Raw genomic sequence first — 12,751 nt, 5'->3', positions numbered from 1 at the left:
GGAGGGGAAGGCGCCACGGAATACCGCGCCGGACGGCGGCCAGGCTTTCGCGCGCAGGCCGCGGTCGGGGGCGGTGTCCTTCCCCGTTCGGTCGACGTCCGGCCGCCTGCCAGGCCACCCAGGCGGCCGGACGCATGTGCCGTGCCCGTCCGGCAGCCCCCGTGCTCACACGGACCCCGACGACAGCGTCCAGGGCGCGTGCCCGCACAGCGCTGTCACCGGCCCCGGTCGCATCCGACCGGTCAAGTCCCGCTGGAGATACCGAAGATGAACACCGTCACCCTCGCGTCGACCCCCGAGGAAGCCGCCGCCGCGACCGCGGCCGAGGCCTACCACACCCGATTGGCCGGTGAACTCGCCGGACGCGTCGCGATGCTTCTCGGGGCCGCCGAACGTGATCCCGGTGCCGCCGAGCACATCCGCACCGGTCTGGTCGACTACTGCGAACGCGTGCTCCTGCCGTACTTCGCCGCCGAGGAGACGGTTCTCTACCCCGCCGCCCACCAGGTTGCCGAGGCCCGGCTGCTCATCGAGAGCCTGATCTCCGAACGCCGGGGCGTCATGGCGCTCGTCGACGCTCTGCGCACGGCACCCACGGCGGAAGTCGCCGCTGCCGAGGCACGCGCGCTGGAGGTGCTCTGCGGCGAACACTTCGCCAAGGACAACGACCTCGTGCTGCCCCTGCTCGCCGGCCGGCCGGGCACCTCCCTGGCCGTCCTGGTCAAGGCCCTGCACGAGCTCTACGGGCCCGAACCGGACGCCGGCGACGACGAGTTCACGCAGAAGGAGGCCGAGGAGCGGACCGGCGGCTGCGGCGGGGCCTGCGGCTGCGGTGGTGGCGGGGAGGAGCCGGACGTTCCCGAACTGGACGTCCGGGCCGTACCGCACGCGCTGCGGCACGCCACGGTCTTCGGCGCGCTCGACGCCGTCCGGGCCGGCGGAGGGATCGTCCTGGTCGCACACCATGACCCGCTGCCGCTGCTGGCGCAGATCGAACAGCGCTCGCCCGGCAGGTTCGCCGTGGAGTACACGGAACGGGGTCCGGAGATCTGGCGGCTGGTCTTCACGCGCCGCTGAGGGGGCCGACCCGGCTCGCCCAATGGGGCCGAACGGCCCAGCCGGTACGGGAGGAAAGGCCCCGTAGAACCAGCCGTCAGTGAGGTTAGCCTCGCCTTACTGAATACGGCACTTGGCGGGCTCGTCCCGGCATGGCGTGGTGGAGGCATGAATGCGCAGCGCTGGCATGGACTTCGAAGGGGAGGCCGGCCTTTCGCCGGCGGTGCTCCCCGACGGCCGGATACTCCCCCTGGCCGATCTGCCGCCCGGTGCCAGGGCAACCGTGGTCGACGTGCTCGTGGTCCGGTCGGCCGCCGTGGCCCGGCGGCTCGGCGACCTCGGATTCACCCCCGGAGCGGTGGTGGAGGTCGTGCGCCGGGCCCCGCTGCGTGATCCGGTCGTCTACCGGGTCAAGGACTACGAGGTGTGCCTGCGCCGCACCGAGGCCGCGTGCGTGCGGACGGTCGGAGCGGACCGGTGACCGCGGGATGTCACGGCGTCGGTGAGACGGACGGAACCCTGACCACGGAGCCGCGGATCGCCCTGGTCGGCAGCCCCAACTCGGGCAAGACCAGTATCTTCAACGGCCTGACCGGCCTGAACGCCAAGACCGGCAACTACCCCGGAGTGACCGTCTCCCGGTTCGTCGGCACCTGCCGCACCGGAGGACGCAGTTGTGTGGTCGAGGACCTGCCCGGCACCTACAGCCTGGACCCGGTCAGCCCGGACGAGCAGATCACGGTCGACGTCCTCGACGGACGCCAGGACCGGGCGGCCCGCCCGGACGCACTGCTCGTCATGGTGGACGCCACCACTGTGCGCCGGTCCCTGGGACTGGTCGCACAGATTCTGGCGCGCGGCCTGCCCGCCTGTGTGGTGGTCACGTTCATGGACGAGCTGACCAGCCGCCAGGGGCACCTGGACATCGACGCGTTCGCCCAGGCCCTCGGTGTCCCGGTGGTGGCGGTGATCGGCCACCGCGGGCACGGCATGGGGCAGCTGCGCGAGCAGCTCGCCTCCTGGCAGACCTGGACGTCCCCGCCGCTCGCCCCGCCCACCGAGCCGGCGGAACGGGACGCCTGGGCCGAGTCGGTGCTCGCCTTCGCCGGCTACCGGGCCCCCGAACTGCACCGGCTCACCCGGCGCATCGACGCGGTGCTGCTGCATCCGCTCTGGGGCACCGTCGTGTTCTTCGCGGTGATGATGCTGTTCTTCCAGACCGTCTTCACCTTTGCGGCCCCCCTCCAGGGCTACGTCGAGTCCCTGTTCGGATGGCTGTCCGGCCTGGTCGCCGAGCACGTCGGCAACCGCTGGCTGTCCGGGCTGCTCGGCGACGCCCTCATCGGCGGCGTCGGCGGCGTGCTGGTCTTCGTCCCCCAGATCCTGCTGCTGTTCCTGCTCCTCGCCCTGCTGGAGGGCGTCGGCTACATGTCGCGGGCCGCCTTCCTCATGGACCGGGTGATGGCCCGCGTCGGGCTGGAAGGCCGCGCCTTCGTGGCGCTGCTGTCGTCGTTCGCCTGCGCGATCCCCGGCATCATGGCCACCCGCACCCTGCCCTCGGCCAAGGACCGCCTGGCGACCATGATGGCCGCTCCGCTGATCACCTGCTCGGCGCGGCTGCCCGTCTACATCCTGCTCATCAGCCTGCTCGTCGACCCGTCGGACCACATCGGCCCGTTCGGCGCGCAGGGCCTGACCATGTTCGGCCTGTATCTGCTCGGTGCCGTCTCGGCGATGCTGGCCGCCTGGGCGTTCAAGAAGATCGGGGACCTCCGCGGCCCGCTCGTGCCGTTCTACATGGAGATGCCGCCCTACCGGCTGCCCGCGCCGCGCTCGGTGCTCATCGCGATGGGCACCTCCGCGCAGGCCTTCCTGCGCAAGTGCTCGACCATCATCGTGGCCACCAGCATCGGGCTGTGGCTGCTGCTGAACCTGCCGCTGCACTCGGTGGCGCAGATGCGCGCCGACGGCATCGACACCGCCAAGCCGACCGCCGTCGCCGCGTACACCGTCGACCACAGCTACGCCGCCGATCTCGGCCGTCTGGTCGCCCCCGTCTACGACCCACTCGGCTTCGACTGGCGCATCAACGTCGGTGTGATGTCGGCACAGGCGGCCCGCGAGACCTTTGTCGCCACCCTCGGACAGGTCGCCGCCGCCGAGGACCCCGAACACCCGAAGGCGGCGCTGCGGGACATGACCTACCCCGACGGGCCGCGCGCCGGGCAACGTGTGTTCAGCGCGCCGACGATCGCCGCGCTGCTGGTCTACTTCGTCTACGCGTTGCAGTGCATGGCCACCGTCGCGGTCATACGACGGGAGACCGGCACCTGGAAATGGCCGGCCATCGCCTTCACCTACCTGACAGGGCTGGCCTGGCTGATGGCGTACCTGGCGGCCACGGTCACCGGCGCGCTGGGCGGGTGAGGCACGATGATCCCGCTTCACCCCCAGCATGTCCCGGGCCGCCCCGACCAGTTGCGCTGGATGGTGCCCGCAGGGACGCTGCCCTGCACCGGCCCGCCGGCCGCGCTTCCCGCCCCGTTGGCCACGCTCGTCGAGGACGGCACCCTCGCTTCCGTCACGGCGGAGCCCGCGGCCCTCGTCACCGCCCTCGGCCCCGGCCGATCCTGGTCCCGAGAGGGCGCCCGGGTCCGCACCGCGATCCACTCCGCCCTCGACGACCGCGCCGGCTGGATCGCGGCAGGCGCAGCCGACGGCACAGATGCAGGCGAGGCGGCGGCCGACGACGCGCTGCTGTACCGCGCGGCACGCGACCTCCTCGGCGGGGCGGTCGGGCAGTTCGCCCGCTCCCACGGCGGTGCCATCGAACTGGTCGGCGTCCAGGACGGCGTCGTCACCGTGCGCCTCGCCGGCGCCTGCCACGGCTGCCCGGCCTCCTGGATCACCCTGCACCAGCGCCTGGAACAGCAACTGCGCAACCGCTGCCCGAGCCTCGTGGCCGTCAGGAACGCGAGCTCCTCGAAGTCCGTGGCCGGCCTGACGAAACGGCTCCCGGCCGTACGACGCGCGGGATGAACTCCGCGCGGGATGAACTCCGCGCATGGGAAAAGGACCGCTCGGCATGTGAGCCGAGCGGTCCTTCGCTCGTTCCGGCGTCTTGTTCCGGCAGTCCGTGTTCCTATGCTCCGGGCGCTCCCCAGTCCAGGGGCAGCACGGTGATCTGCGTACCGGTGTGGCCCCCTCCCGGCGGGACGACCGCCATGGCGGAGGCACCGGCCAGCCCGCGCAGCATGGCCGGGCCGTGGAAGCGCAGCGGCACGGCCCGTGCTCTGCCGTCCAGGGTCACGGGCACCAGACGGGTGTCGGTGGGATGGCCGGGCACATCGGAGGCCAGCGCGGCCGTCACCGACGCCTGAGCGACTCGGCCGCCCAGCGTGCGCAGCAGGGGTTCCACGAGAGTCAGCACGCCGGAGACGGCCGCCAGGGGATTGCCCGGCAACCCCACCAGATGCCCGCCGGACGGCAGTTCGGCCAGCAGCATGGGATGACCGGGCCGCACCGCGACGCCGTCGACCAGCAACTCGGCGCCGATCCTGCGGAGAACGGGATGGACGAAGTCGGCGGGACCGGCGGCCGTCCCTCCCGTGGTGACGACGAGGTCCGCGCTGGTCCCGGTGACCGCCTCCAGCAGGGCGTCCGCGTCGTCCACGATGCGCCGTACGACGCTCACCTCCGCCCCCAGCATGCTCAGCCACGGCGGCAGCAGCGGACCCAGCGCGTCCCGGACCCGGCCGTCGGAGGGCAGACCGCTCTCCAGCAACTCGTCGCCGAGCACGAGGAGTTCCACACGGGGACGCCGGGTGACGGACAACTCGTCGTAACCGGCGGCGGCCGCCAGCCCGAGCACCGCAGGGGTGACCGGCACCCAGGCACCGAGCAGGGCCTCGCCCGCCCGGCACTCCTGGGCCCGCGGCCGGATGTCCCGGCCGGGTTCGGGCCCTGTGTGCAGGGCGTGCAGGAGGGAGCCGTCGATGCGTCCGTGCTCACGGCGCAGGACGGCGGTTGCTCCGGGCGGCAGGGCGGCGCCGGTCGCGATCTGTACGGCCAGGCCGTCCGCGAGCCGGCCGCCGGGTGACTGTCCGGCGAGCAGGAGACCGGACAGCCGCCAGGGCCCGGGACCGGCCACGGCCCAGCCGTCCATGGCCGAGGTGTCGAAGGACGGCAGGTCGGTCAGCGCGGACACCGGCTCGGCCAGCACATGCCCCAGCGCCTCGGAGAGGGACAGGCGCACGGCGGGCAGCGCGACTGCCGCGCTGCCCGCCGTGTCATGTGCTTCGAACCAGTCCGTACGCCCGTGACCATGTGTGGACGCGAGGCCGGGGGAGTGGGGAACGCGAGGGCGTTCCTCCTGCCGCAACCCGCCGTCGAGAGTGAGGGATACGAGACCGTTCATGGTGTTCAGCCGCCGGCGCTTGTTCCGTGGTGGGTCTCGGCGGTCCATCGTGCGGCGAGCTGAGCCGCACGACGGGCGGCCTCGGCCACGGCCTGGGGGCCGCCGCCCTCCAGGCCTGCCGCGTAACCCACCAGGAAGGTGGTCAGCGGCGCGGCGGGCCGGGCGACGCCGTGCGCGGTGTCCCGTGCGAGATCGAGGAGGACGGTTCTGTCGACCTCCAGGTCGATGCCCAGCTCGTCCTTCACCGCGTCGATCCATCGGTCCATCGAGTGTGGCTCCGTTCTCAGTACTGCCCGTGCGCCCCGTGGGCCGGGCTCAGGCCGCTCGCCGGGTGCTCTGCCGTGTCCTGGGCGTCGCCACGGGGGTGCTCGTCCGGCGGCGGTAGACCAGGTACGGGCGGGCCAGATAGCCGATCGGCACGCTCCACACATGGACGAGGCGGGTGAACGGCCAGGCCGCGAAGAGCAGGCAGGCGGTCAGGGCGTGCAGCTGGAACAGCAGCGGTGCGCCGGTGATCGCCTCGGGCTGGGGCTGCAGGGTGAAGATGCCGCGGAACCAGACGGAGATGGTCTCCCGGTAGTCGTAGCCCGGGCCGAAGACGTTGTGCGCGGCGGTGGCCGTGATGCCGAGCAGCACCGTGGCGGACAGCAGCGGGAAGAGGAACTTGTCGCTGCGGTCGGTGCCGAGGCGGATCCGGCGGGTCAGCAGCCGTCGGGCGCACAGCATGCCGAGTCCGGTGACCATGGCGACGCCCGCCACCGAGCCACCCCATATGGCCGTGGTGTGGTACTGGTGCTCGCTGATGCCCGCGGCCTCGGTCCAGGAGGCGGGGATCACCAGGCCCATCACATGGCCGCCGATGACCATGAACGCGCCCAGGTGGAACAGCGGGCTGCCCCAGCGCAGCCAGCGGCGTTCGAGGAGCTGGCTGGTGCGGGAGGTCCAGCCGAACTGGTCCTGCCGGTAGCGCCAGATGTGCCCGACGACGAACACGGCCAGGCAGATGTAGGGGAACGCGACCCACAGCAGCAGGTCGGCGCCGCTGGTGGTGGTGAGGGAGGCGGCGGTGCTCATCGGTGGCCTTCCGGGGAGGACAGGGGCGGCATGAGGGTCGGCGGGGCCTGCTCGGGCGGGACGAAGGTGCCGGGCGGGGCGAACTCCCCGCTGCCGTACGGGTCGAGGCCCACGTCCTCGTTGGGCGGTCCCTGGGCGGCCAGCTCGGCCACGGCCTTCAGGTCGGCTTCGGTCGCCGGCGGCAGGAGGCTGAGCAGGGCGGCCAGGACATGCCGGTAGGGGGAGTCCATGTCGGTCAGCGCCCGGTGGATCAGCTCCAGGCCGCGCCGGTGCTGGCGCAGCGGGGCCTCGCCGGGGCCCGGCCCGCAGAGCGCGGCGAACTCCAGGGCGACCGGGAGGTGGTCGGGCAGTTCCCCGCCGTCGGTGTCCCAGCCGGCGGCGCGATAGCGCTGGGCCATGGCGAGCAGGGCCATGCCACGCCGACGGGTGTCGCCGTGCAGGTAGTAGGTGAGGTAGAGGCCGCTCTTGCGGCGCAGGTCGAACGTCTCGACGTAGTGGCGTTCCAGCGCGTCGGGTTCCTGCGCGGTGAACCAGGCCGTGAAGGCGGCCAGTTCGGTGGCGGCCGGTGAGGGCTCCAGGGCGTCCACGGTGGCGGCGACGACCTGCCGGGCGGCGACGAGCTCGGCGTCCGGGTACTGCAGCAGCAGGGACATCAGCCGCAGCAACAGGGCCCGGTCCTCCGCCTCACGCGGGGTGAGCGGGGCCCGGCGGCGGGTGGCCGCGCGGATACGGGTGCGTACGATCGCGGGGACGGAGGTGGGCAGCGGGCTCACGGGTGGCCTCCGGCGGGGGCGTCGGGGTTGCGGCGGCGCAGGGTGGGGATGCCGAGCATGACGCGGCGGCCGTCCGTGGGCTGGGGATCGCCGGAGGACTCCACCGGGCAGCGGTTCTCCATCGCGGACAGTGCCGCGGCGTCCTCCTTGTGCGCGGCGGGGATGACGTACCGGTCCTTGTACTTGGCGACCGCGAGCAGCCGGTGCATGTCCTCCGCCTCGCGGACCGTGAGGCCCACGGCCTTCAGCGCGCTCTCGTCGCCGGCCTCGCCGAGGATGCGTTCGCGCATGTACGACCGCAGCGCGGTGAGCTTCATCAGCACACCCGCGACGACGTCGGTGTCCCCGGCGGAGAACAGCTCCGCCAGGTACTCCAGCGGGATGCGCAGCCGGGTGACGGCGGCGAAGACATGGTCGGGGTCGTCCTGGTTGCCGCCCGCCGCGTCCACGGCGTCCAGCACCGGCGACAGCGGAGGCACGTACCAGACCATCGGCAGCGTGCGGTACTCCGGGTGCAGCGGCAGTGCCACCTTGTACGTCGAGATCAGCGCGTACACCGGGGAGCGGCGGGCGGCGTCCAGCCAGTCCTCGGGTATGCCGGACTTGCGTGCCGCGGCGATCACTTCGGGGTCGGACGGGTCGAGGAAGACATTGCGCTGGGCGTCCAGCAGGTCCTTCTCGTCCGGGGTGGCCGCGGCCTCACCGACGCGGTCGGCGTCGTACAGCACCAGTCCGAGGTAGCGCAGTCGTCCCACACAGGTCTCGGAGCAGACGGTGGGCTGCCCGGCCTCGATGCGCGGGAAGCAGAAGGTGCACTTCTCGGCCTTGCCGGTGGCGTGGTTGACGTACACCTTCTTGTACGGGCACGCCGTCACGCACATGCGCCAGCCGCGGCAGCGGTCCTGGTCGACGAGGACGATGCCGTCCTCCACCCGCTTGTACATCGCGCCCGAGGGGCAGGCGGAGACACAGGCCGGGTTGAGACAGTGCTCGCACAGCCGGGGCAGGTGGAAGAGGAAGGTCTGCTCGAACTCGAACTTGACCTTCTCCGCCCATTCCCCGGTGAGGTTGGGGTCGGCGCCGGCGTGCTCGGGCGCGCCGCCCAGGCTGTCCTCCCAGTTGGCGCCCCAGGTGATGTCGGTGGGCTTGCCTGTGAGGACGGAGCGGGGGCGGGCGACGGGCATGTCGTCGCCCGCGGGGGCGGTGACGAGGTTGTCGTAGTCGTAGGTGACCGGCTCGTAGTAGTCCTCGATGGACGGCAGGTCGGGGTTGGAGAACAGCGACAGCAGACGCTTGACCCGGCCGCCGGAGCGCAGCACCAGCCGGCCGCGCTTGTCGAGCATCCAGCCGCCCTTCCACTGCTCCTGGTCCTCGTAGCGGCGGGGGTAGCCGACACCGGGCTTGGTCTCGACGTTGTTGAACCAGGCGTACTCGACGCCGGTCCGGTTGGTCCAGGTCTGCTTGCAGGTGACCGAGCAGGTGTGGCAGCCGATGCACTTGTCGAGGTTCATCACCATCGCCACCTGGGCCATCACCCGTCCGATAGTGACTCCGTCACGGGGCATGTCAGTACTCCACATCCTGCGAGCGACGGCGGATGACCGTGACCTCGTCGCGCTGGTTTCCGGTCGGGCCGTAGTAGTTGAAGGCGTAGGTGAACTGCGCGTAGCCGCCCGCGAGATGGGTGGGCTTGAGCAGCAGCCTGGTCAGGGAGTTGTGGATACCGCCGCGCTTCTTGCTGACCTCGGTCTTCGGCACGTTCACGTTGCGGTCCTGGGCGTGGTACATGTACACCGTGCCCTCGGGCATGCGGTGGGTGACCACGGCACGGCAGGCGACCACACCATTGCGGTTGTACGCCTCGATCCATTCGTTGTCCTTGACGCCGATCTTCTCGGCGTCCCCCGTGGACATCCAGATCACCGGGCCACCGCGGGACAGGGCCAGCATGTGGGCGTTGTCCTGGTAGTTCGAGTGGATGGACCACTTGGAGTGCGGGGTCAGATAGCGGACCGTGACCTCGGCCCGGCCGTCGCGCAGATGCTCGTCGCCGTAGTGCCGGGGCGTGTTCAACGGCGGTCGGTAGACCGGCAGTTGCTCGCCGAGCTCGGACATCCAGTCGTGCTGGACGAAGAAGTGCTGGCGTCCGGTGAGGGTGTGCCAGGGCTTCTTGTGCTCGACGTTGATGACGAACGGGGAGTAGCGGCGTCCGCCGGTCTCCGAGCCCGACCACTCGTACGACGTGATCACGGAGCGCGGCTGGGTGCGGGTGTCGGCGAAGGTGATCCGCTCCGCCTCACGCTCGGCGGCGAGCTCCACCAGGCCCTCGCTGCCGGTCTGCCGCTCCAGCGCCCGGAAGCCTTCCGTGGCGAGCCGTCCGTTGGTCGTGCCGGACAGGGCGAGGATCGCCTCGCACATGTCGGAGGCGGTGGCCAGGGAGGGGCGTCCGGCGGCGACACCGTCGCGGACGGTGCCGTTGCGGTGGCGCAGGTCCTCGATCTCCTGGTCCGGGTGGACGGTGACGCCCTTGGTGGTCGTGCCCAGGGTGTCCAGGAGCGGGCCGACGGCACGCATCTTCTGGGCGATGGCCGTGTAGTCCCGCTCGATGACGGCCAGCTTCGGCATGGTGCGTCCGGGAACCGGATCGCACTCGCCCGTCTTCCAGTCCCGTACGACGCCGCCGGGCTGGGCGAGTTCGTCGGGTGTGTCGTGCTGCAGCGGCACGGCGAGGACGTCGGTGCGGGTGCCGAGGTGGTCGGCGGCCAGCTCGCTGAACCTGTCGGCGATGGTGAGGAACGTGTCGTAGTCGGTGCGGGCCTGCCAGGGCGGGGCGATGGCCGGCGTGAAGGCGTGCACGAAGGGGTGCATGTCCGTGCTGGACAGGTCGTCCTTCTCGTACCAGGTGGCGGCCGGGAGCACGACGTCGGAGAGCAGGCTGGTCGAGGTCATCCGGAAGTCCATGGTGACCAACAGGTCGAGCTTGCCCTCGGGGGCCTCCTCGTGCCACACCACCTCCTTCGGGCGGGCCTCGGGCGGAGTCTCCTCGGAGCGGACCGCCGCGTCCGTGCCCAGCAGGTGGCGCAGGAAGTACTCGTTGCCCTTGCCGGACGAGCCGAGCAGGTTCGCCCGCCACACGGTCATGACCCGGGGGAAGTTGGCCGGGTCGTCCGGGTCCTCGGCGGCGAACCGCAGCCGCCCGGACTTCAGTTCCTCGACGATGTGCTCGCCGACCTCGCGCCCCTGCGCCGCCGCCTCGTCCGTCAGATCCAGCGGGTTGCGGTTGAAGCCGGGGTGACCGGGCGTCCAGCCCATGCGCATCGCCTGCGCGAGACAGTCGGCGAAGCCCTTGTCCTTGAACCGGCCCTCACCGAGCGGCGAGGCGAGCTCGTCCGGCCCGAAGGCCTCGTAGCGCCACTGGTCGGTGTTCAGGTAGAAGTACGAGGTGCCCGCCATGTGCCGGGTGGGCCGCTGCCAGTCGAAGGCGAACGACAGGTGCTGCTGTCCGGTGACCGGGCGGACCTTCTCCTGGCCGACGTAGTGCGCCCAGCCGCCGCCGTTGACACCCTGGCAGCCGGTCATCGTCGTCAGGGCCAGGAAGGCCCGGTAGATCGTGTCGGAGTGGAACCAGTGGTTGGTTCCCGCACCGAGAGCGATCATGGAACGGCCGTTGGTGCGTTCGGCGTTGCGGGCGAACTCCCGGGCGATCCGGGCCGCCTGCTCGGCCGGCACCGAGGTGATCGTCTCCTGCCAGGCCGGGGTGTAGGGCTGGCTCACGTCGTCGTACGAGGACGGCCAGGTGCCCGGCAGGCCGGGCCGCTCGACCCCGTACTGGGCGAGCATCAGGTCGAACACCGTGGTGACGAGGCGGCCGCCGATCCGGCGGGCCGGCACCCCGCGGACCATGAAGGAGCCGCCCTCGGTGGCGCCCTCGTCGAAGCGGGGCAGGGCCACCGGGACCGATTCGTCGGCCCGCTCCAGCAGGCTCAGCTCGGGCACGGTGTCGCCCAGGTCGAGGTTCCAGCGGCCCTTGCCCTCCTCGCCCCAGCGGAAGCCGAGGGAGCCGTTCGGGACGACCGGCTCGCCGGTCGCGCTGTCCACCAGGACGGTCTTCGACTCCGCGTGCTCGCTCGTCTCCCCGAGGTCGGTGGCCGTGAGGAACCCGTCCGGGACGAAGCCGCCGTCGCGCTCGCGCAGCGTGACCAGGAAGGGGGCGTCGGTGAACTTCCTCAAGTAGTCCTGGAAGTAGGGCACCTGGCGGTCGATGAGGAACTCACGCAGGATGACGTGGCCCATGGCCATCGCCAGCGCCCCGTCCGTGCCCGGGTGCGGGGCCAGCCACTCGTCGGCGAACTTCACGTTGTCCGCGTAGTCGGGGCTGACCGCCACCACCTTCGTGCCGTTGTAGCGGGTCTCGGTCAGGAAGTGCGCGTCGGGCGTGCGGGTCACCGGGATGTTCGAACCCCACATGATCAGATAGCCCGCGTTCCACCAGTCCGCGGACTCCGGCACGTCGGTCTGGTCACCGAAGACCTGCGGGGAGGCGACGGGAAGGTCGGCGTACCAGTCGTAGAACGACAGCAGCGTGCCGCCGATCAGCGACATGAAGCGGGCGCCGGACGCGAAGGACGCCATCGACATCGCCGGGATCGGCGAGAAGCCGGCGACACGGTCGGGGCCGTACTTCTTGACGGTGTGCACATGGGCGGCGGCGACCAGCTCGGACACCTCGTCCCAGTCGGCGCGCACCAGGCCGCCCTTGCCGCGGGCCCGCTTGTACGCGCGCGCCTTCGCCGGGTCGCCGGTGATCTCCGCCCAGGCGGCCACCGGGTCGCCGAGCCGGCGCCGGGCCTCCCGCCACATCTTCAGCAGCGTGCCGCGCACATACGGGTAGCGGACCCTGCTGGGGGAGTACGTGTACCAGGAGAACGACGCCCCGCGCGGGCAGCCGCGCGGCTCGTACTCAGGGCAGTCGGTGCCGATCGACGGGTAGTCGGTGGCCTGGTGCTCCCACGTGATGATGCCGTCCTTGACGTACACCATCCACGAACACGAACCGGTGCAGTTCACGCCGTGCGTGGAGCGCACCACCTTGTCGTGCGCCCAGCGGTCCCGGTAGAAGCTCTCCCACCGCGGGTCGCCCTCTCCGAGCACCGCGCGACCGTCCGCCGACACCTCACGGCGCGTAAGCAGCCGCCGCGCCGCCAGCGGCCATTTTTCTCCGGCACGCTGCTTGGCGGGGCGGTTGATCTCGTCGTTCTCCATGATTGCGAACGCTAGGCGGCGGGGGGTGGCCGGCACGTGGGCCGAACGGCCCTGCCCCAGGGACTGACGGACCCGAGAAACCCGCTCTGGCCAGGGACCGAAGGCCCGCGCGGCAGGGACCGCCGGCCCAGGCGCCGGCAGGGGGCGTACGGACATGCTTGCGTCGACC

Annotated in this window: 9 protein-coding genes and 1 pseudogene; 4 read left to right on the top strand and 6 right to left on the bottom strand. The window is 71.6% G+C overall.

Annotation, left to right across the window (positions count from 1 at the left end; translation table 11 throughout):
- Window positions 1–267: 267 nt before the first annotated feature.
- The 4 genes from ACFY1J_RS26360 (at window position 268) to ACFY1J_RS26345 (ending at window position 4,095) form a co-directional block, all read left to right on the top strand.
- Window positions 268–1,077, top strand: a complete 810-nt coding sequence (locus ACFY1J_RS26360) for a DUF2249 domain-containing protein (protein ID WP_390709424.1) — start codon at window positions 268–270, stop codon at window positions 1,075–1,077.
- 151 nt (window positions 1,078–1,228) lie between these two features.
- A complete protein-coding gene (locus tag ACFY1J_RS26355; RefSeq protein ID WP_390709423.1) occupies window positions 1,229–1,537 on the top strand; it encodes a ferrous iron transport protein A in 309 nt (102 codons plus the stop codon).
- Window positions 1,534–3,483 carry a ferrous iron transporter B gene (locus ACFY1J_RS26350; RefSeq protein WP_390709422.1) on the top strand — a complete coding sequence of 650 codons (1,950 nt, stop codon included), beginning with the start codon at window positions 1,534–1,536 and terminating at the stop codon, window positions 3,481–3,483. Before ACFY1J_RS26355 ends, ACFY1J_RS26350 begins: the two co-directional genes overlap by 4 nt.
- A gap of 6 nt (window positions 3,484–3,489) precedes the next feature.
- Window positions 3,490–4,095, top strand: a complete 606-nt coding sequence (locus tag ACFY1J_RS26345; RefSeq protein WP_390709421.1) for a NifU family protein — start codon at window positions 3,490–3,492, stop codon at window positions 4,093–4,095.
- Between the two features lie 103 nt (window positions 4,096–4,198).
- Here the strand turns inward: ACFY1J_RS26345 and ACFY1J_RS26340 are convergent, their stop codons facing one another.
- The 6 genes and pseudogenes from ACFY1J_RS26340 to ACFY1J_RS26315 form a co-directional block, all read right to left on the bottom strand.
- Window positions 4,199–5,473 carry a molybdopterin molybdotransferase MoeA gene (locus ACFY1J_RS26340; RefSeq protein WP_390709420.1) on the bottom strand — a complete coding sequence of 425 codons (1,275 nt, stop codon included), beginning with the start codon at window positions 5,471–5,473 and terminating at the stop codon, window positions 4,199–4,201.
- A 5-nt stretch (window positions 5,474–5,478) separates the two neighbouring features.
- A pseudogene (locus ACFY1J_RS26335) lies at window positions 5,479–5,772 on the bottom strand (DUF6457 domain-containing protein); the annotation flags it as partial.
- Between the two features lie 16 nt (window positions 5,773–5,788).
- Window positions 5,789–6,547, bottom strand: coding sequence for a respiratory nitrate reductase subunit gamma (gene narI, locus ACFY1J_RS26330; RefSeq protein ID WP_390709419.1), 759 nt, complete (start codon window positions 6,545–6,547; stop codon window positions 5,789–5,791).
- On the bottom strand, window positions 6,544–7,320 hold the full coding sequence (gene narJ, locus ACFY1J_RS26325; RefSeq protein WP_390732068.1) for a nitrate reductase molybdenum cofactor assembly chaperone: 777 nt from the start codon (window positions 7,318–7,320) through the stop codon (window positions 6,544–6,546). The genes narI and narJ overlap by 4 nt, the downstream gene beginning before the upstream one ends.
- A complete protein-coding gene (gene narH / locus ACFY1J_RS26320; RefSeq protein ID WP_390709417.1) occupies window positions 7,317–8,885 on the bottom strand; it encodes a nitrate reductase subunit beta in 1,569 nt (522 codons plus the stop codon). Before narH ends, narJ begins: the two co-directional genes overlap by 4 nt.
- 1 nt (window position 8,886) lies before the next feature.
- Window positions 8,887–12,582, bottom strand: a complete 3,696-nt coding sequence (locus tag ACFY1J_RS26315) for a nitrate reductase subunit alpha (RefSeq protein WP_390732067.1) — start codon at window positions 12,580–12,582, stop codon at window positions 8,887–8,889.
- Window positions 12,583–12,751: the final 169 nt, after the last annotated feature.

Source organism: Streptomyces sp. NPDC001406 (assembly GCF_042895285.1).
Taxonomy (GTDB): Bacteria; Actinomycetota; Actinomycetes; order Streptomycetales; family Streptomycetaceae; genus Streptomyces.
Note: the sequence above shows the minus strand (reverse complement) of the source record. Positions and strands in the feature narration are given on the sequence as shown.